This window comes from Terriglobus saanensis SP1PR4, assembly GCF_000179915.2.
Lineage (GTDB): Bacteria > Acidobacteriota > Terriglobia > Terriglobales > Acidobacteriaceae > Terriglobus > Terriglobus saanensis.
This window is the reverse complement of sequence record NC_014963.1, coordinates 2,298,209-2,317,358: the sequence shown is the minus strand read 5'-3', so window position 1 is coordinate 2,317,358 and position 19,150 is coordinate 2,298,209. Positions and strand designations below refer to the sequence as shown.

At 55.3% G+C, this 19,150-nt stretch carries 15 protein-coding genes and 1 tRNA gene; 7 read left to right on the top strand and 9 right to left on the bottom strand.

Annotated features, from left to right (window positions below; all coding sequences use genetic code 11):
• Positions 1 to 15: 15 nt before the first annotated feature.
• From ACIPR4_RS09620 to ACIPR4_RS09605, 4 genes are all read right to left on the bottom strand, one after another.
• On the bottom strand, positions 16 to 1,365 hold the full coding sequence (locus ACIPR4_RS09620; protein ID WP_013568469.1) for a deoxyribonuclease II family protein: 1,350 nt from the start codon (positions 1,363 to 1,365) through the stop codon (positions 16 to 18).
• Positions 1,366 to 1,545: 180 nt separating this feature from the next.
• Positions 1,546 to 1,851, bottom strand: a complete 306-nt coding sequence (locus ACIPR4_RS09615) for a MoaD/ThiS family protein (protein WP_013568468.1) — start codon at positions 1,849 to 1,851, stop codon at positions 1,546 to 1,548.
• Positions 1,848 to 2,963: a WD40/YVTN/BNR-like repeat-containing protein gene (locus ACIPR4_RS09610; protein WP_013568467.1), complete on the bottom strand. Its 1,116-nt coding sequence runs from the start codon at positions 2,961 to 2,963 to the stop codon at positions 1,848 to 1,850. Before ACIPR4_RS09610 ends, ACIPR4_RS09615 begins: the two co-directional genes overlap by 4 nt.
• Positions 2,964 to 2,984: 21 nt before the next feature.
• Entirely contained in the window at positions 2,985 to 3,452 is a 468-nt protein-coding gene (locus ACIPR4_RS09605; RefSeq protein ID WP_013568466.1) for a VOC family protein, read from the bottom strand.
• A 116-nt stretch (positions 3,453 to 3,568) separates the two neighbouring features.
• Between ACIPR4_RS09605 and ACIPR4_RS09600 the strand changes: the two genes are divergently transcribed.
• Entirely contained in the window at positions 3,569 to 4,219 is a 651-nt protein-coding gene (locus tag ACIPR4_RS09600; protein ID WP_013568465.1) for a TetR/AcrR family transcriptional regulator, read from the top strand.
• A 27-nt stretch (positions 4,220 to 4,246) separates the two neighbouring features.
• Here ACIPR4_RS09600 and ACIPR4_RS09595 read toward each other — a convergent pair whose 3' ends face one another.
• Both ACIPR4_RS09595 and ACIPR4_RS09590 read right to left on the bottom strand, forming a co-directional pair.
• Positions 4,247 to 4,843 (bottom strand): DNA-3-methyladenine glycosylase I, encoded by a 597-nt coding sequence (locus tag ACIPR4_RS09595; protein WP_013568464.1) that lies wholly within the window; start codon positions 4,841 to 4,843, stop codon positions 4,247 to 4,249.
• A 116-nt stretch (positions 4,844 to 4,959) separates the two neighbouring features.
• Positions 4,960 to 7,347 (bottom strand): TonB-dependent receptor, encoded by a 2,388-nt coding sequence (locus tag ACIPR4_RS09590; protein WP_013568463.1) that lies wholly within the window; start codon positions 7,345 to 7,347, stop codon positions 4,960 to 4,962.
• A gap of 406 nt (positions 7,348 to 7,753) precedes the next feature.
• On the opposite strand from ACIPR4_RS09590, the gene ACIPR4_RS09585 reads away from it, so the two are divergent.
• The gene (locus ACIPR4_RS09585) at positions 7,754 to 9,340 is read left to right on the top strand and encodes a TIGR03435 family protein (protein ID WP_245536502.1); all 1,587 of its coding nucleotides are present in this window, start codon (positions 7,754 to 7,756) and stop codon (positions 9,338 to 9,340) included.
• Positions 9,341 to 9,438: 98 nt separating this feature from the next.
• On the opposite strand, the gene ACIPR4_RS09580 is transcribed toward ACIPR4_RS09585, so the two are convergent.
• Positions 9,439 to 11,109, bottom strand: a complete 1,671-nt coding sequence (locus ACIPR4_RS09580; protein ID WP_013568461.1) for a PQQ-binding-like beta-propeller repeat protein — start codon at positions 11,107 to 11,109, stop codon at positions 9,439 to 9,441.
• A gap of 304 nt (positions 11,110 to 11,413) precedes the next feature.
• A complete protein-coding gene (locus ACIPR4_RS09575) occupies positions 11,414 to 13,951 on the bottom strand; it encodes an ABC transporter permease (protein WP_013568460.1) in 2,538 nt (845 codons plus the stop codon).
• Positions 13,952 to 14,691: 740 nt separating this feature from the next.
• On the opposite strand from ACIPR4_RS09575, the gene ACIPR4_RS09570 reads away from it, so the two are divergent.
• From ACIPR4_RS09570 to ACIPR4_RS09550, 5 genes are all read left to right on the top strand, one after another.
• Positions 14,692 to 15,588 carry a hypothetical protein gene (locus ACIPR4_RS09570; protein WP_013568459.1) on the top strand — a complete coding sequence of 299 codons (897 nt, stop codon included), beginning with the start codon at positions 14,692 to 14,694 and terminating at the stop codon, positions 15,586 to 15,588.
• A gap of 182 nt (positions 15,589 to 15,770) precedes the next feature.
• Complete coding sequence (locus tag ACIPR4_RS09565; protein ID WP_041586024.1) at positions 15,771 to 16,580, top strand: response regulator; 810 nt, start codon at positions 15,771 to 15,773, stop codon at positions 16,578 to 16,580.
• 48 nt (positions 16,581 to 16,628) lie between these two features.
• A complete protein-coding gene (locus ACIPR4_RS09560) occupies positions 16,629 to 16,982 on the top strand; it encodes a hypothetical protein (RefSeq protein ID WP_013568457.1) in 354 nt (117 codons plus the stop codon).
• 12 nt (positions 16,983 to 16,994) lie between these two features.
• Entirely contained in the window at positions 16,995 to 17,648 is a 654-nt protein-coding gene (gene tmk / locus ACIPR4_RS09555; RefSeq protein WP_013568456.1) for a dTMP kinase, read from the top strand.
• A gap of 106 nt (positions 17,649 to 17,754) precedes the next feature.
• Positions 17,755 to 17,839: transfer RNA gene (locus tag ACIPR4_RS09550), tRNA-Leu, on the top strand.
• A gap of 700 nt (positions 17,840 to 18,539) precedes the next feature.
• On the opposite strand, the gene ACIPR4_RS09545 is transcribed toward ACIPR4_RS09550, so the two are convergent.
• On the bottom strand, positions 18,540 to 19,007 hold the full coding sequence (locus ACIPR4_RS09545; RefSeq protein ID WP_041586023.1) for a tetratricopeptide repeat protein: 468 nt from the start codon (positions 19,005 to 19,007) through the stop codon (positions 18,540 to 18,542).
• Between the last annotated feature and the right edge of the window lie 143 nt (positions 19,008 to 19,150).

The window sequence follows — 19,150 nt, the reverse complement described above, 5'->3', positions numbered from 1 at the left end:
ATGAAAAAGGACTTATTAATGCGTGGCAGCGCTGGTTGTTCCAGCGGTACGTGTCGCGGCAGGAGCCTTGGAAGGAGCATACTTTCCGGTCAGGAGAGCGGTCACGCTCTTATGCAGATCTTCATTTTCCACGACGAAGAAAAGGCCACCTCGGGCATTCTGTGAGCTTGAGCAGGTGAGTTTTCCAACCGGAGAGATAGCTCCGTCCTGATTCATATCGGCGAAGATAGTGAGCGGACTACCACTGCCGGTGGATACCCCTATCTTGGCGTGGTTCGCTCCCAGCGAGTTTCCGGATGCGTCCTTCTGCGACGTGCCGGTGAGGCCGATCGTTGTGCCATCCCAGATGCCCGTCTTTACGATCTGCACCGTTCCAGGGCTGAGGGATTGAAGCGCCGTCGGCCAGCAGTCGGGCTTCGTGCGGCCGGGCGTGGAGTAGATCAGGGCTCCCTGCCAGAACGTGGCGACACGCAGCGGCACTTTACCAAGAACCGCTGACACAAACTGCCACGGAGGTGCGGCCAGACCGCCCGCTTTGGCGATCACCTGGACACCGGAGGAGAGAGTCGCCTGCGTGAAGGTGGAGGTCGTATTGGGACTGCCCAGCTTTGCGGCGGCGTCCTTCGCCTCCTGCGGTCCTCCAATTTTTGCAATTTGCGGATTACTGGGATCGGTCACTGCCCCTTCGGTCTGCAGGGCTGCGAGCACTTTCAGCAGGTCATCCTTGGTCAGCTTAAGCGCGAAGAAACCCTGGCTGAGATCGACATCGTCATCGTTGACGCAGCCAAGCGAATTGCCGTCTCCGGCTCTGGGATTGGCGCTGTTGCCTGCGCCCGGCCAGGAGGGCGTCGTGACTTGCAGGATGAAGCCATTTCCATCGTCATTCCACGCGAGCATGCCTTTGGAATGACCCCACTTCGCGCCACACTCCACGGCGGAGGAGCCTTCGCAGGCGAGTACAGGACTGCGATAGAACTGGTCGTTCCAGACGATGTAGGAGAGGTCCCCGTTGTAAACCTCGTCGAAGGTCGCGCCCACGGGATCGGCGAGGCTATCGCCCAAGTATCCCGGCCCCTTTGCAAGAGCCGCATGTTCACTGCTGGCCGCAACGTAGCTCTGCCCGATCCTGGTGTATTTTCTCGTGCCACCCGGGGTGCCGCCAAACATGCAGGCAGGAACCGAAGTGGTGGGACGAGGAAAGGTTTCGGCGTTGAACTTGAAGGCAAACCACCAGTCGACGGGATGGTTCGCGCTCCACAGAGGCGACGGCGCTGTCTGCGTTCCCTGGCCGGAAAACTGCGCCGGGAAAAACGAGACGACAAGAAATAGCAGAAATAACTGGATGCAGAACTTTGCTCGGCGCATAGAAGACTCCAATCATGGATTTGGGCCCTTCTGCGGAACGGTCTGCCACGTTCGTTATGCCGGAAAACAACATCGGCATGTGACGCCGTGGAAAGATGAAGCGCGGATCGGGAAAGACTAAGCGAATCCGCAAAAAGCTACAAGGAGAAATTCTCCGAAATGCGGTAGCGAATGATTGACCTAGCCCCCAGCAATCGCACCGACGACAAGAAAGGGTTCGGAACCCTGTGCCACGGCTTCGGGGAGCGGGTCATCCGGAGAGAGGTGGGAGAGCTCCTGATCGCAGGCGAAGAAGCGGATGAAGGGGCGACGGAGTTTGCTGGTGTGGTCACGCATGGTGCCTTGCAGCATCGGGTACTCTGCCTCGAGTGCGTTGAGAATGGCTCGTTGCGTGACGGAGCCTTCGATGGAGACCTCTACGAGATGGCTCACTTTGGCGAGCAGGCAGAGATTCGCTGGTAGCTCTACGTGGACGACGGACTTCATGGGAGCGTCTGCACTTCGATGGAGAGCACCCCAGGAAGATCGTGCACGATGGGTTCCCATGTGTCGCCGGAGTCGGGTGAGACATAGACCTGTCCGCCTGTGGTGCCGAAGTAGACGCCACAGGAGTCCAGCGTGTCGACAGCCATGGCGTCGCGCAGAACGTTCACATAGCAGTTATTTTGTGGAAGCCCCTTGGTAAGTGGCTCCCATTCGTTGCCGCCGCTGCGACTTCGGTGGACCTGTAGCTTTCCGTCGATGGGAAAATGTTCGGAGTCGCTCTTGATCGGAACGACGTAGAGAGTTTCCGGTTCATGCGCATGAACGTCGATGACAAAGCCGAAATCGGTGGGCAGGTTTCCGCTGATCTCGCGCCATGACTCGCCCGCATCGTCGGAGCGCATTACGTCCCAGTGTTTCTGCATGAAGAGCGTGTCTGAACGTGACGGGTGCATGGCAATATGGTGGACGCAGTGGCCGACTTCCGCGGTTGGATCCGGAATGTACTTTGAGTGCAGGCCGCGGTTGATCGGCTTCCAGGTTTGTCCTCCGTCGTCCGTGCGAAAGGCCCCGGCGGCGGAGATAGCGATAAAGATACGCTGTGGGTTCGCAGGGTCGATCAGGATGGAGTGGAGGCACATGCCGCCCGCGCCCGGTTGCCAGGCGGGGCCGGTCCCGTGGTTGCGCAGACCAGCGAACTCGCTCCATGTATTGCCGCCGTCGCTGGAGTGAAACAAAGCGGCGTCTTCTGCCCCGGCGTAAAGTGTGTCTGCACAGGTGAGCGACGGCTCCAGATGCCAGATGCGCTTGAACTCCCAGGGATGGGGCGTACCGTCGTACCACTGGTGCGTCCCGGCGACCCCGTCATAGAGGAACTTGTTGCCGACTGCGTTCCACGTAAGCCCGCCGTCGTCCGAACGCTGCACAACCTGCCCGAACCAACCCGACGTCTGCGAGGCGTAGATGCGGTTAGGATCAACCGGCGAACCTTTGAGATGGTAGATCTCCCATCCGGCAAAGTGCGGGCCGGAGATCGACCAGTTCTTTCTTGTGCCGTCTGCTGTGAGAACGAACGCGCCCTTTCGCGTACCTACAAGAAGTCTTACCTGACTCATGAACAGTCCCTCCGTTCGGATCTATTGTGCTGCGCGTTCAAGTTCGTCGATGTTGAGCTTCGTCATCTTCATTAAGGCCTGCATGGCCTTTGGGTTTTTGACGAGATCGGATAGATTTGCGGGAACAATCTGCCAGGAGAGGCCGAACTTATCCTTGAGCCAGCCGCACTGCACTTCACTTCCTCCAGCGGAGAGCTTCGCCCAATATTCGTCGATCTCCTGCTGAGAGTCACAACGCACGACGAAGGAAACGGCTTCTGTGAACTTGAAGTGTGGACCACCATTGAGCGCCGTGAAGGGCTGGCCGTCCAGTTCAAACGCGATCGTGAGCACAGTTCCCGCCGGAGCGGGACCGCCTTCGGAATTCCGCAGCACCGTAAGCTGACGGGAGTTCTTGAAGACGGAGAGATAAAACTCTACCGCCTCCTCCGCATTGTTATCGAACCATAGAAAAGGCGTGATGCGAGGAAAGCTTGTCAGAGCACCCATGGACTGAACCTTTCTTGCAAGGCAGCGATATTTCTGACGCTAAGTACCACCTCTAACACAGATGTGTACAGCGTCCACAGAAACATATCAGAGGAAAATGTACACTGTCCACAACCGTGATAAAAAAATCAAGTGCGGGCCAGGTACCACAGAGAAAGACCTTTCGTCATGGGGATTTACGACGAGTTCTGCTTGAGGCAGGGATTGAACTAGCCCGCGAGGGCGGCCCGAGGGCGATCGTCCTAAGAGAAGCCACGCGACAGGCGGGAGTCGCTCCGAATGCCGCCTATCGGCACTTCGCAAGCCACGAAGATCTTCTCCAGGCGGTGCGGGCTTCTGCATTATCCTCTCTCGCCATCGCGATCGAGGAAGAGATTGCCAAGGTCAAGCCGGTTAAGCATGCGGCTGAGGTCGCACGAGCTACCTTACGGGCCGTTGGAACGGGATACATCAAATTTGCCCTGGCGGAACCAGGACTTTTCCGCACGGCATTTTCGGCTCCCGGAAAAGTTGAGGGCGATGTCGATGCAGCTAAGGCAGGCCGCAGTGGCCTCAATCCCTTTCAGTTACTCAGCTCCGCGCTAGACATGATGGTGAAGGCGGGTGTATTTCCCTCGGAACGCAGGCAGGGGGCAGAGTATCTTGCCTGGTCTGCAGTACATGGCTTTGCGTTTCTGGTCATTGAAGGACCGCTGAGCGTTGTGCCTGCGAAGCACATTCAGGCGCTCACGGAACGCTTGGTGGTGATGGTCGAAAACGGGCTTTGACCATGAAGCATTCTTCATGGTCAGGCTTTACAGTTTGCCGTGCTTCAGACGGGTTACTGCTTTACGGCGAAAGCATAGCTCGCTGTGATCATTCACGATTCCGGCCGCCTGCATGAAGGCGTAGACGATGACGGGACCAACGAACTTGAAGCCACGCTTTTTAAGTTGTTTGGACATCTCAGCCGAGAGATCCGTCTCCGCCAGCACGGGACCGCTGTTTTGTATCGGCTTGTTTCCCGCCATACCCCAGACGAAGGTCGCGAAGTCCTCTCCGGATTTCTTCATGTCGATAAAGATCTGAGCGCCCTTGATGGTCGCTTCGATCTTGGCGCGAGACCGGATGATGCGCGGTTCTTCCAGAAGTCTCTGGATGTCAGCTTCGGTGAAGCGTGCAACTTTGGCCGGATCGAACTGGCGAAAGGAAGCCTGAAAGGCCTCACGCTTTCTGAGCACGACGAGCCATGAAAGACCTGCCTGAAAGCCCTCCAGCATGAGCAACTCCCAGAGAGCGCGACTGTCGTACTCGGGGACGCCCCACTCCTGGTCGTGGTACTCGCGCATCAATGAGTCATTCTCGGCCCATCTGCAACGCGGCTTTGTGTCTTTCTTCTGGTCCGCTGTCATGAGGTTCTCCGTCCCTTGATTGTCTCAGGAGAACCGGTGCTGTACCTCGCACAAGGCACAGGCCCCCACGCGCTATATCTGCGAAGGGGCCTGTGTCTGACGTTCTGGTCTGTGGCTTAGAACTTCACCGATAAGGTACCGGTAAATGCTCGTGGAGCGCCCACCTGGAGAGTGTTATTGGCTACCTGCGAAGGATCGGCGGCGATAAAGCCATTCGTTCCGATGGAGGAATAATACTTTGCGTTGGCGAGGTTGTAGATGTTGAACTGCAGTTTGACTTCACTGAAGAGGCCCGCTTCGTCGACGTGATAGCTGGTGCCGAAGTCCGAAAGGAAACGACCGTCGACGCTGCTGTCATTGGTGTACGTGAAGTAGCGCTTCGACATGAAGTCCGCACCGATGTGCGCGTCGAAACCCTTCCGGTGGTAGGAGAGTTCGTCTTTATAGAGGAACTGAGGCGCATCGACTGTGACTTTGCCGCTGGTGGCAATCGTGCCCGCGCCCGTCGTCACATCCGAATCGTAGGTGGATTTGTTTAGCGTGATGGCGTTGTAGAACGTCCAGTCCGATGCGATGCGGACCGAAGCGGCGGCGTCCACACCGTTCGTGGTTACGCCACCTACGTTGGAGAGCAACGAGGCTCCGCCAGCGATGGCAGGACCTTGCTGAATCGCCAGCAGGCGGTTGGAGAAGTTCACGTGAAAGTAGTTGGCTTGCGCCGTCACTCTAGCGCCGGTGTAGCGATAACCTACCTCTTCGCTCCAGGAGCTTTCGGGCTTCAACGTATTTTTCAGAGCATCGAATCCAGCCTGCGAGGTGCCCCAGGGCGACGAAGCAATCCCGTTGCCACCCATCTGATACGCGCGTACGTTCTCCGCGACATCTGCGAAGATTTCGTTGCTCTTATTCAGCTTCCAATTCACACCAAACTGCGGCAGAAAGGCCTTACCGGATTGCAAACTTCCCTGAGCATAGTTGGAAGCCTGAATCGTCGCACTCAGTGGGATGCCAGTGTTGAATGCCGTCAGATTGCCTGTTGCATTTGTCTCAGAGGTTTTGAATCCCGCCGAAACGCTGACGGAAGGCGTAATTTTATAGAGATCCTGGAGGTGGATCTGATACACGGTGGTCGGGAAGTTATAAGCCCATTGGGTCGCAAATGGATTCGACGGGAAAGAATAGAGCGAATGCTCCGGACCGGCTAGGCTGGTCGCATAAAAGCGCCGCGCGATATCGAAGCTCTCCTTCTCGAACCAGACGCCACCTTCCAACGTATGACGACCGCTCTCATAAGAAAGCGCAGTCAGAAAGCCGCCTCGTTGGATTCCATACTCCGTTGTGCGGAGTGAGATAGGAGACACGGAGACAGTGGGGGAGACCAAGGTCGGCTGATACGGCGTGAACCAAAGTCCGCGGCCGTCGTTGTGATGTCCATAGGCCGTGGTTTTCCAGGTCAACTTGCTGGTCAAAGCCATCTTGTAGTTGATGTAGGTCAGGAAGTCCTTACGCAGACCGGAGCCGCCGTAATATCCGGCATCGCATGGGTCTTCACTCGCGGCAAGAACATTGACTGGCGAAGGATAGTTCCCTACACCGTTGCAGGCGTTTGCTGCCTGGATGGACTTACCCCAGTCGCCAAAGTTGTCCCAGTTATAGCCCAGCTTCTGCGTCCATATCTTGTTGAGATCCTGATAGTCGACTTCGCGACGATCGGAGTAGTCGGCATAGAAGGTGAAGACACCTTTGTTGCCGATGAACTGCACCAGCTTCGTATTGATCTGGAAGTATTTTTGATTGATCTGTCCCGCACCCTTCCACTTATCGGAGAGCTGATAGACACCATCGACAAAGAATTTCGTATGGGTACGCAGTAGACCGCTGTCATACCGGGCAAACGTGCGATGGCCACGGAAGCTGCCAAAGGTTTGCGTTGCGGAGACGTGCGTCTGATCCAGAGGATCGGTCGAAAAGAACTGGATCGCACCGCCGAGATTGCTGGTCGAAGCTGTATCCAGGGCACCGGTCCCCTGCGAAAGCGTGACGCGTCCCATGTTTTCGTCGATGATCGCGCGGCTGATATGCAGGCCGTTCAAATTCCCGTAGGACATATCTCCCAGTGGCACATCATCGAGAGTGAAACCTAACTGGTTCTGATTAAATCCACGCACCGAGATACGCAGAGCCCACTCATAGGCACCGTACGGATCGGCGGAGGTCACGCTCACGCTGGGCAGGCGTGCGAGCACGGCAATCGGGCTTGTGCCGGGTGCAGCTTCGAGCAGCGCCTTGGAACCGATCGATTGCTCACTACGGATCTCACCAGACGCCGTCACAGTGACCTCGTCTTTGGCGGTTGGCTTAGGGATGGCCTGAGGATCAGGCGTAGCCTGAGCAACCTGCGAACCCGGAGCAGTCTGTGTTGCTGTTTGGTCTTGTTGTGCGTGAATGCTTGCTCCATAGAGCATACCCATCGCGACGAAGGCGGAAATCAATCTTTGGCTCACGGTCTCTCCACTACAATTTTTTTCGTTTTCAGGTTTTTGAGGCATCGATTGTGATGCGGGACGAATTCTGTCTCTGGCCCCAATATTTCCTGGCTAGGAAATGGTTTGTCGCACTTTAATAAAGCTGCGAAATATAGATGACATCGCTTTAAGGTGGACAGGTAGAGATTAGTGGCGAGTATGCGGCTGAAGATTACGGCCAGTTGAAAATTTGAAGAACATTCTGTTGCAATTTCCACCATCTTCAAAGTGAAAACCACGATGGGGCTATGCAGTTCTGACCGTGGACCGGAAATTAAGTTTGTTCGAAGGAACGATAAATTGATTTACCCTGCCTTAAATCGAGGTGACGATGACGTTACGACTTCTTTCTGGCGGGGTCTTTTTTTGTCTTTTGGTAAGCTCAGTGTTTGCTCAGACCGCCTCCGGTTCTGGTGAAAACACATCTTCCGCCGCTCCTGCCTTCGAGATTGCAGATGTGCATCCGAGTCCACCGCGTGCATTTCCTTTCGCGGATGGCGGAAGTCTTCACGGCGATCGCTATGCCTACCGGCAGGCAACGATGTTGAATCTGATTTCCACCGCTTATGGTCTGGATCCCAACAATGTGCAGGGTGGACCTTCGTGGCTTGAGATGGACCGCTTCGATATTGTTGCGAAGGCACCTGCAAAGTCGAATCAAGCTGATCTGAAGTTAATGCTCAAGTCTCTGCTGGCAAACAGATTTGCGCTCATAGCGCACAACGGAACGGCCCCCATGCCGGCATATGCTCTCGGAGTGATTCCGGGCGGCAAGCCAAAGATGACGGAATCGGATGGAACGGCCCAGACGGGATGTGTTCCGCATCCTCCCCCACAGAATGAGGCACCCGGGGTGGTATCGAACATCGTGGTGACGTGCCACAACATGACGATGGAGACGTTTGCCGAGATGGTGCATATGATGGCGGGCGGATATCTGGCGAATCCCGTCGTCGACGCGACCGGTCTGAAGGGCTCCTGGGACTTCGACCTGACCTGGACGGGAAAGGGCCAGCTACAAAAGGCGGGAGCCGATGGCATCTCGATCTTCGACGCGTTGCAGAAACAATTGGGATTGAATCTGGAGCTCAAGACAGCACCGCGAGCAGTGTTGATCGTCGATAGCGTCAACGAAAAGCCCACGCCGAATCCACCGGGAATCGAGAGTGCTTTACCTACACCACCTCCCGCCCAGTTCGATGTTGCAACGATCAAACCGGGTAAGGCTGGCGGCAATACCAGTGGACGAATCAATGGAGGACAGATCGATTTACAGTCCATCACTTTGAAAACCCTACTCGACATCGCGTGGGAGTTGAATCCCAACGATGACGAGGCGATCGTTGGTGCGGCGAAGTGGTTGGACGTAGATAAATTCGACATCCTCGCGAAGGTATCGAACGATGCGCTCTCGAATGCGGGTCCAACCCGGCCTCCGATCGACATCGAGGACCTCCGCAATATGTTGAAGGGACTTCTGATCGAACGCTTCCAGATGAAAGTGCACAAGGAAGATCGGCCTGTCTCTGCCTATACCCTTATCGCCGTATCGCCTAAGCTGAAGAAGGCAGATCCTTCGAGCCGCACACGATGCACCGAAGGGCCCGGACCCGATGGAAAAGACCCTCGAATCGCCAGCCCTATCCTCAATCGGTTGGTGACCTGCCAGAACATGAACATGGCGCAGATCGGAGAGGAGTTTCAACGCGTGGCCGCGGGATTCATCTACAGCCCGGTTTTGGACGCGACCGGGATCAAGGGCGCGTGGGACTTCACCTTGAGTTTCAGTTCTGCGGATCTGGTCAAGGGTACGGGCGCTCCGGGCGCGAGTGGCGGAGCATCAGACCCTAATGGAGCTCTGTCGTTCTTCGACGCAGTGAATAAACAGCTTGGACTGAAACTGGAGAAGCAGAAACGTCCTGTGCCTGTGCTGGTCATCGACCACGTGGAAGAAAAGCCGACCGAAAACTAGGATTCGGGTTGCGTCAGAAGCATTGAGCTCAGGTTCAAAGTAAAAGGCGCTGCTCTAAGCAGCGCCTTTTACGGAAAATCGAAGATTCTTCGATTCCATCAGTGGGGGAGCAGGCCAAAGATCGCCACGCTGTTCTGCGTACCGATGTAAACCTTTCCATTTACAACGAGCGGAGTGATGAACTTGTTTCCATTGCCAAAGGCATCTCGGCCACTGGCGGCCTGATTGCTGTTGTAAAACTCGTGCTGAAGGTTGGTGGGATCGTAGGCATGCAGAACACCCGGAGCGGTCAGTGCCGACTGGACAGCCCAGACAATTCCGTTCTGGGTGCCGTTAGCCGAGACTGCGGGTGTAGAGCCGGGATGGGCGAAGGTGGCGGTCGACACGCTAGAAGGTGTGGTCGCCAGCCGCGCGTTCGTTAGAGGAAAGGCCTTGAGGGTGTCTCCGTCGGAGGCGAAGTAGAGGACGTTGTTGAAGTAGGCGGGGGTGGTGTAATTGAGACCCGCAAGCTGACCTGTGATCTTCTGGTAAATGTTGCTGTCCATGGGGCTTGTGGCTGGGTTGTACTTCCCGAGATTATCGCGGTCGGCGAGGAAGATGTTTTTGTCCTTGCCTGCGCCGACGATGAGATGACGAACCTTGCCGGTTGCATCGGTCATATCGGGTAGAAGAAGTGGGCCACCCGATCCGAGGTCGGCGTCATTGGTGGATTCGGTCGTGGTGTTGAAGGTTTCAAAGTAATCGGTCACGGCGAGTTGACCGCTGCCGGTGATCTTGAGCATGGCGTTGCCAAAGTCACCCTTGCTTGGCATACCGTTGGAGTCCATGGTTGTGTCAAAGGTGCCGTTGGCATCGAGCAGATACAGATTGTTATTACTGTCTACAGCGGCTCCGTTGCCGCTCATCCAGATAGAGCCACGATTGCCATTCGGTGTGAGGTTGAGAACCTGGGTCTGCTGGAGGGTAGTCTCGCTGTAGGCCATAAGCCAACCAGTGTAGAGGCCAATGTCACAATGGGAGGTGAAGGCCAGGTAGACGTTGCCATTGAGAAGCGTGAGCGCGGAGCGTTCCGCATACTGAGAGGGATCGAAGACCACGTTCCCGTTCTGCGAGTTATCACCGACTCCGGGGAAGGTGGCTGCGATTTCGGATGGGCTGCCAGTGACTTCGGCACCCGTCGTGATGTCGAGCGCATGGAGCCGTTGGTGGTACTTCCCTGCTGCGTCTTTGCTCATACCGACGATGAAGATCGTGCCGTTCGTGCCCAACTTGCGATCGATCGTAGGAGTCGAGGTGATGCCGATTTCGGTGGTGATCTGCGAGCAACCGCGGTCGTCACTGGTCGTTTCGCCGGTAGGGATCACAGAGCTTTTCCAGAGCTGGGCGTTCGTGTCGGAATCGAAGGCGTAGACGCTGCCGTGCTCGGTTGCGACGTAGAGCACATTCCGCATCTGTCCGCCGACGGTCAGGTTAGCGAGAAAGAGAGGCTCTGCATCCACTTTGCCGTCGACTGGATCGTTGCCGATTTTACCGAAGGTGGCGGAGTTTACATTGGCCTGGGTGAGAATAGTTTCCTGCGCATTTAGTCCATCTCGCGAAAGATCGAAGTGGTAAGTCGTGACGTCCGGTGCGACGGTCAGTGGAGTAGAGGGCGGCGTCGGAGTAGTGGGAGGCGCAACGACTGGGGAACTGCTGCCACTACACGACATCAGTACCTGGCAAAGAAGCAGACCGGAACACACTCTGAACAGTTTCGAGATAGAAATCACGCAAACCTCCTATGGACCCAGTGAAAAATTTGTTTTCCTGAAATTGAGGCGCAGTTTCCACTCCTGGCCGGACGATGAAGTCCCGGGCGCAGGGCAGTCAACTACCTTTACCAGCTAAAGTCGCTTCGTCTAAGGAATAGGTAAGTTCTTGAACGAGAACATTGGGAAGACTCTCTCCTCGTAAGTTCTGCCGAACGTGCGCGACTGGCTAAACATACGAGTTGGAGACGGACGACTTATCACGCAGTTGTCAACGCGCCGTCATCTTCTTGCTACCGTTTGATGGAATGGGAATAAATTTTCACTATTCGGTACGTAATGCCACCATGGGTTCAATCTTTGCGGCACGGCGCGCAGGAATGAATCCAGCGACGGCTGCTGAGACAATCAGGACCACGATTGCGATTCCCATGCTTGCGGGATCATAGGAGCGAACCTGGTAGAGTTGATCGGCTAGAGCGCGTGCTCCCAGGATTGCGATAGGAACTCCGATGACAAGCCCAAGACCTGCCTGGAAGATAGCCTGACGCAAAACCATCTGCACCACGTTCGTACGATTCGCGCCAAGCGCCATGCGTAAGCCGATCTCGCTGGTTCTGCGTGCGACCTGATACGACGTAATGCCATAGAGGCCAACGGAAGCCAGCACTAACGCCAGCAGGCCGAAGGCTGCGGTCAAGCGGGCGATGAGCCGTTCCTGTGTGAAGTTATCGGCCACCTGGGCATCCAGCGGATGAAGATCCTGGATAGTGAGATTGGGGTTGATATTGGCCAGGACGCGGCGCACCATCGCATCAACATTTTGCGGTGGGCTTTGAAAGTGCAGCGTGGCCGAGTTGATGTAGAGAGACCGACCTTCCGCCATGATCTCGTTCGCGCCTGTAAGTCCCGTCAACTCCTGCGTCAGGGGACGAAAGTACATGGTGCGCACTTCGCTGCGCGGGTTACTGTACTTAGCATCCGCGACGATACCGACGATCTCGAAGCTCTTGGAGTACTTCTGATCGAAGACTCCGAAGTGTCGGCCAATGGGGTCTTCCTTCGGGAAGAACTTCTTTACGAAAGCCTGATTGACGACGGCTACCTTTTGCGATGTGGCCGTATCGCCGTCCGTAAATCCACGTCCGCGCACGATTGGCTGACCGACGGTGTCAAAAAACTTTGGGCTGACTCGGTCCCATGAGGATCCGTTGTGATCGTTCGGCCCCGGTGCAGGGCGTCCATCCACGAAGATACCTTCCCCCCAGTTGTTCCCTTCCAGAGTGCTGTAAAGAGCCAGACCTACGCTCTGGACACCGGGGAGCGCTCCGAGTTGTCGCTCCAGCTCTAGATATAAGGGATTCAGCTTCTCGGGCGTATAGCCCGCGCCCGCAGGAGACAGATGAACTACGTATCGATCCGCCGTCTGGATGCCGAAGTTCTGGTGCTCCATGTTGCGCAGGCTCTTGGTCATCAGGCCTGCGCCCACCAGAAGTACCAGCGAGAGTGCGGCCTGGAAGACGATGAGCGATTTCTGTGGCAACGATGCCCGATCGCGTGTGGAACGATTCGCGCCTCGGAGGGCTTCGGCCGGATCGGAGTGGGAGGTAATCCACGCTGGCACGATGCCAAAGACGACACCGGTCATCAGCGAGAGCAAAAAAGTAAACGCCAGCACGGGAATGGAAGGGCTAGCGGCAATCGGTAGGCTTGGCGACTCGGGAAAAGCCAGCGCGAGGATCATTCGTGTTCCTGCATAGGCGACTGCGAGTCCAGCCAGACCGCCAATGCATCCCAGAAGGACGCTCTCGGTCAACATCTGTCGAATCAATCTGCTTCGTGCTGCTCCGAGTGCCATGCGGATAGAAGTTTCTGCGGAGCGCGTCATACCGCGGGCCAGCAGAAGGTTGGCCACATTCGCGCAGGCGACGAGAAGGACAAGCCCTGAGATCGCCATGAGCAGATAAAGCCCCTTACTCTGCTCCTGCTGCATGTTCTGAATCCCCGCTCCACCGGGAACGAGCACGACATGCTGGCGGGGGATGAGCGTTGCTCCGCCGTTTCTCAGATAACCGGGCTGCGTTCCGAGCCACTGCCGCAAGGTGTTGGAAATTTTTCCCTGCAATGGAGCGACAGCCAAACCAGGCTTGGTTCGCCCCAGAACATAGAGCCAGTTGCTTTCGGCGACACGAAGGATGGTGTTCTTTCCTTCAATGGCCGGTTCCACAGACAGCGGAATCCAAAGGGCGGGAGGGCTGCTTCGGATACGGTCTCCGAAAAATCCAGGCGGAGCGATGCCGACGAGCGTAACCGGCTGTCCCTGAAGATAGAGCGTGGCTCCGATCAGCTTCGGATTGCTGCCATAGTCCGACTGCCAGGCCTGATAGCTCATGACTGCTGTAGGGGCCGCTCCCGTGTGGTCGTCGTCGCTGGTGAAGACGCGTCCCGCGAACGGTCCAATTCCGAATGTCTTGAAGAAGTTACCGGAGACGTACTGTGTGCGTTCAGACTTGGCGAGTTCTGTACCCCACCGCGTATTCATGCTGTTGCCGCCCGACTGCATGGCCGCAAGTTCTTGGAACTCTGGCGTCGTCGCCTGAAGATGTTTATAGAGGTCGTAGGAGAAGAGGTCGAAGTCACCGTTATCGTTGATGAATCCACCGTTGACGCAGCAATCGTCCAGGTCGCCGACACGGTAAAGCGTCTTCGGATCGGCTACGGGCAAGGATTTCAGCAGGACCGAGTGCACCAGCGTGAAGATCGCGGTATTGGCTCCGATTCCCAGGGCCATCGTCAGGATGACCGTAATGGAGAAGCTGGGCGATTTTAGAAGCTGACGCAAAGCGGCGCGGATGTCCTGCATGAGATGTCCTCCGACAATCTGACAAAGGCTTTCTCAGGTCTCTACGACGTGACCGTCCATAAAGTTCAATTCATGTGGAAAAATCTTTAACGTGTCGGAGCCACTTCCGGGGCACTTCGCTCTCGGAGACTGTCCACGCTCAAATTCACGCGGAGTGCGGCACAGAAATGAATGCTTTGGCGCGAGCATGTCACCTTTCTGAAAGCGACGCCCATCGAGTTATCGGAAGTACAAAGCGCAGGAAATTTAAAGAAGTAATTTGGTTATGTTGCCAGCATTAAATTTTTGAATATTCGCAAATGTTGAAAAAAAGTGAGTTTACGTATTCTTTGCGCTTATATCTTTTGCTCATTTGCTGGCAGCTAGATTTCCAAATCGGCTTGCGCAAAACTTACAAATTCTGTCCATGTAGATATCGATATCTCTATCAAACATATGATCATTTGACTTACTTATATCGATAAAATCTATAGCCCATACTCATGGGAAACTTTTTAGGAAGCCATAAAGAAAAGGACTTTCCGGACTGTTGCATCCCGAGAAAGAAGTTATAGCAATTTATCCCAGGGAATAATTCTTCTTATCATTTGTTTTTCTTGTAACAGATCCTCTGCTAGTCCAATTCATTCTGGATTGTGGATCTACGAGCACGTTGTACGACCGTGGCCGGCGTGCGGATTAGCCAATGCGCCGACTTAGTCCCCTATCAGCAGCAACATACTTATGAGGAGTACTCCGAGATGCATACACCTTCTTCAAAATATCTGACTCTTGCAGCATTGATTGTTACCGCAACGCCGGTATTAACCGCTCAAAACCCTAAACCTCTTCCCTTTAATCTCCCACAAGCTAAACCAGGCGTCGTCGCCCTTGCTGCTTCCGCCAAGCCCGGAGCGGGATCCCAGGCCTCTGCGTTGAAGGGGCAGTATGCTCTCTCACTGCGCGGAGCTTCTGTCGGGGGGACATCTCCATCTCGCGAGACGACGGCAGTGGGAAGCATCGTTGCTGACGGACGAGGCCATATCACCTCTGGCGTATTGGATTCAAATAGTGCGGGCATGGCCGGCGAGACTCCTGTCACAGGCTCGTACACTCTGAACGCAGATGGTACAGGCACCGTGACACTGAATATTACTTCAAGCAATGTTGAAACCTTCACACTCTTTGTCTCGCAAGAGGGAGGCAAGGTGAAGAGTGCGACACTGCTGGAATCCGATAGTAAAGCTGGCGCCAGCGGATCGCTGGTGAGGCAGACAGTTTCCGGGGGGCCGGAAGGCAGCTTTAACTTTCGTCTGACCGGTGAGACTTTCGAGACCAGTGGAACCCCGAATGCGGTTGCGGTAGGCGGGACCGTCGATATCAGCCAAGGCCTGGCGCAAGGAATCGTCAGTTTCTTCGTTGGTGATGCTGGCCACGATACAGCGTTTGTCATTCCGCCTGTGGCCTTGCAAGCGACCCTGACAACTCCGGACCAGACGGGCCGGTTTCTTTTCACGTTCAACTTCACTCCGGATGGAGGATCGGCTACACAGGTACAGTTCGTGGGTTATGTCGTCGATTCCACGCACTTCAATTTGCTCCCTGTTGGTCCTCCATCGGCATTCCTACCCATCCTTATTGGCTCAGCCGTTCAGTAAAGACCTATCTTCTTCTTCAAGACCAGGACTGCCATCAGTCCTGGTCTTTTTGTTACTGGCTGATCCGCGTCGTCCAATTTGGCCCGTCTGCCTCAGAATTTTAAGTCGCTTTTTTTCAGATATTTACAGGGAATGAGCTTTTTAGGGTGACTGCCTTCCCGTCCCCGGCATCTGAACTCTCAATGGCTGACGAAATACACGAAAATTTGATGGAGATGCCTGCACCGCCGAAACCGGCTGTTGTCCGAGTGTTACTGCTGGATGATGATCCCGCGAACGTTTTCCTGCGGGCTGCGATCCTACGTCAGCACGGATATGACTGCGTGATGGCCGGAACCGTCGAAGAGGCAAATGCGGAGCTGGACAATATTGATGTCGCCGTTCTGGACTATCACTTGGGACATGGGAAGTTTGGGACCGAGGTAGCTGCAAAGTTACGGCAGAAACGGCCAGAGGTTCCAATCATTATTCTGTCCGCGACACTGGAGCGGCGCTTTGGTGGGGTGGAGGACATGCACCTGCTGAAGGGGTACAGCAGTGTCGAGGACCTTCTGAGCGCTTTGCGGGGTCTGGAGGCAAAGCGGCGCGGCGAGCCTGTGGTGGTCGATGCGCGTGAGTTCTTCTATTCGCGCATTGCCATGGCGATCGGGGCGGATGTCCTGGTGCAGATCGTCGATGCCGATGCAAATTGGCAATACGTCAACGAAGCGGCAGCGGATTACCTAGAACAGCCGAAGGAGTGGTTCTTCGGGCGCAATCTCTTCCAGGAGTTTCCGGCGATGCGGGACTGGCGCGACGTTCTGCATGCCGTTGCGACCACGCGGGAGACCTATATCGACCGGACGCGACGCGGTCTGATGGCCGTTCCACGTGAAACAGAGAGAGGATCGACCTGGAGCGTTCTGGCGTTTCCGATCTCTCTTCACGATCAGCGAACCGGCGTGGTTTTGACGTCCAGAGTTTTGGAGCAACCGGGCATCTTCGGGCAGTAAGTGGAAGCAAACACTATTCCATGACCACGATGCGGTAGGCTGTTTCTCATGCGAAGAGTATTGGTCGTTTGTTTGATGTTGGTAGCCGCGCTTGGTTCTGTGGGGTGCAGATCCAAGTACATTGAAGCGACGCTGGAGAATCGGACGGGCGAAACGCTCCATCTCGTTACCGTGGAGTATCCGAGCGCGAGCTTTGGAACGCAGCAGTTGCTTCCCGGCGCTTCGTTTCACTATCGCTTCAAACTCCTTGGAAGTGGGCCGGTGAAACTGAGCTGGGTGGATGCCGCGCGGGCGGAACACGCACAGGTAGGGCCCGAAATGCTGGAGGGCCAGCAAGGGCAGCTTGAGGTGGTGTTCAAGAGTGCAGGCGTGGCGCAGTTCAAAACCAGTGTGCGGCCCTAAGGATTGAACGGGATGGCGGGATTTTTTATTAGCTTTGAGGGCTTGGACGGGAGCGGAAAGACAACGCAGCTTCGCAGGCTGGAAACCTTCCTTATCGGACGGGGGCGCGAGGTGGTGAGCTTGAGGCAGCCAGGAGGCACGGCGTTGGGCGACCGGATTCGTGCCGTTGTGCTGGATTCAAAGACCGAGGCAGCAGTAGGCAAAATCGCTCCCATGACAGAAATGGCGCTGATGTTCGCGGATCGGGCACAGGCGATCGCTGAGGTCATCCTTCCTGCCCTGGAAGCGGGCAAGATTGTACTCTGCGACCGGTGGACGGACTCCACCGAGGCCTACCAGGGTGGCGGACGCGGTCTTGGCGCCGAAAAGGTGCTGGAGATGCACCATGCCGTCTGCGGCGACCTTTGGCCCGCTCTTACGATCCTGTTGCTTCCGGATCTGCAGGCTTCCCTGAAACGTGCGCGACGCCGGAACGACAGGCACATCGCTGCGGTCGGCACGGATGAGAACCGCTTCGAGACAGAGGGAGACGGTTTTTATGGAAGGATTCACGCCGTTTATACCGCGATCGGGTATCGCGAGAAAGCGCGAGTGGTCACGATTGGCGACGGGAATCTAGACGAGGTCGAGGCTGCGGTGAGGTCTGCGGTATTGCAACGCATCTAGGATGCTGTGGATCGCGACTAAGGAAGATGGCGTTGGCAATGCTATACTTCTCTACGGATTGAAGGTTTTATGTCACCCTGCAAAGCACAGTGTGCGATGCAGATATGCGGAGGTGGCGAAATTGGCAGACGCACTAGCTTGAGGTGCTAGCGCCGCAAGGCATAGGGGTTCAAGTCCCCTCCTCCGCACCAATCTAAAGAATCAAGCACTTACAAGAAGGCCAGCCCTCACCGGCTGGCCTTCTTTTTCGTCACTGTAACCATTTCATATTTTTTAGACCATCGGCGAGGCTTTCTCAACGCGCACGTGTAGCCCTCTGAAACCGGTTTGCATCCATCCTTGCCGCAAAATACGGCCATCCTCGCCCAGGGAAGTTCGCCGTAAGAATCAGGCTCGCGGATCTCCAAGAGTTGGGCAGCTTGTGTGTCCGGGACATCTTGAATCTATGAGCGCTGACGTAGCTGTGGAATCTGGGACTAATAGATGCACATGAAAATGGTCCCCACGGCGGTCGCATATGCCTCCGCTTCGGATTGTTCCCTGACAAGGACCGCCGATTGATCCAGGGCGAGGAAAACTCCCTGAAGAACAAGTCAACTCTTTTGCGAGTTCTTTATTTGCGATCATCAGTAGTTGAAACACCCCTGGGCTGTCATCTGTATTCGTACGCAAGCTCTACTCAGAACGGGCGATTCACTAAGGCCACGTCCCACAAACTGAGCGCTACATGAAGCATTCTTCTGCCTTCTTCACGACTGCACCTTAATGATTTTTATCATTTCGGAAATACCATAGCGCTTAAAGAGCATTTATCGACAATGACAGGCGGAAAGATCCAGAAATGATGCGGTAAACGCCACAGATCACTCGCAAGCTCCGAGCAGCTCTTGTTTAGTTTGAAGATGATCTGTCCAAGAACTTCCAAGAACTAAAGTCTGCCTCAACTTGGCTCAAGTCCCGTAGAGCTTCATCCTTGCTCCCAAGCTTCACAAGTGTCTCGGCACGCCAGAAATGCAACTCTTGTCGGTAATAGTCATTCTTGTAGAAGTCACACAATTCGAGTGCTTTACTGAAGTCCTGAATTGCCTCTTTTAGTTCGCCTAAGTGATATGAACACCTCCCACGGCTGTAAAACAAGTGAGGTTCGAATCCGTTAAGTTCGATAGCGCGGCTAAGGTCACCCTTGGCCTCGCTGTAGTTTACATTTAGCTCATGAAGGTAGCTCCGAAGAAGCCAGACTTCCATATCTTCAGGGTATCGCTTCATCAGTGTTTCGGTGAGAGTCATAGCTCCCTCCGTGTTATCAGCACTGGCCATTGCCTGCGCTACTGCGATAGAGCTCTTTAATTCATGGGTCACTGGCACCTCTCAATTGACACTGTTTCCTCCGCACTTTTGTGAAACCTGTCCTCGGACACATCTATTGAAATCTCCACCCCAAACGTTTCGCGCGGGCCCTTTCCTTCCCGGCTCGCCCATTAGATTAGCGCAATAGGTCCGTG

Bases quoted from the DNA above. Each gene is read 5' to 3' on its own strand.
- ACIPR4_RS09615 (WP_013568468.1), bottom strand. From the start codon at position 1,851: ATGAAGTCCGTCGTCCACGTAGAGCTACCAGCGAATCTCTGCCTGCTC.
- ACIPR4_RS09605 (WP_013568466.1), bottom strand. From the start codon at position 3,452: ATGGGTGCTCTGACAAGCTTTCCTCGCATCACGCCTTTTCTATGGTTC.
- ACIPR4_RS09565 (WP_041586024.1), top strand. From the start codon at position 15,771: ATGGCTGACGAAATACACGAAAATTTGATGGAGATGCCTGCACCGCCG.
- ACIPR4_RS09575 (WP_013568460.1), bottom strand. From the start codon at position 13,951: ATGCAGGACATCCGCGCCGCTTTGCGTCAGCTTCTAAAATCGCCCAGC.
- tmk (WP_013568456.1), top strand. From the start codon at position 16,995: ATGGCGGGATTTTTTATTAGCTTTGAGGGCTTGGACGGGAGCGGAAAG.
- ACIPR4_RS09570 (WP_013568459.1), top strand. From the start codon at position 14,692: ATGCATACACCTTCTTCAAAATATCTGACTCTTGCAGCATTGATTGTT.
- ACIPR4_RS09620 (WP_013568469.1), bottom strand. From the start codon at position 1,365: ATGCGCCGAGCAAAGTTCTGCATCCAGTTATTTCTGCTATTTCTTGTC.
- ACIPR4_RS09560 (WP_013568457.1), top strand. From the start codon at position 16,629: ATGCGAAGAGTATTGGTCGTTTGTTTGATGTTGGTAGCCGCGCTTGGT.
- ACIPR4_RS09610 (WP_013568467.1), bottom strand. From the start codon at position 2,963: ATGAGTCAGGTAAGACTTCTTGTAGGTACGCGAAAGGGCGCGTTCGTT.
- ACIPR4_RS09595 (WP_013568464.1), bottom strand. From the start codon at position 4,843: ATGACAGCGGACCAGAAGAAAGACACAAAGCCGCGTTGCAGATGGGCC.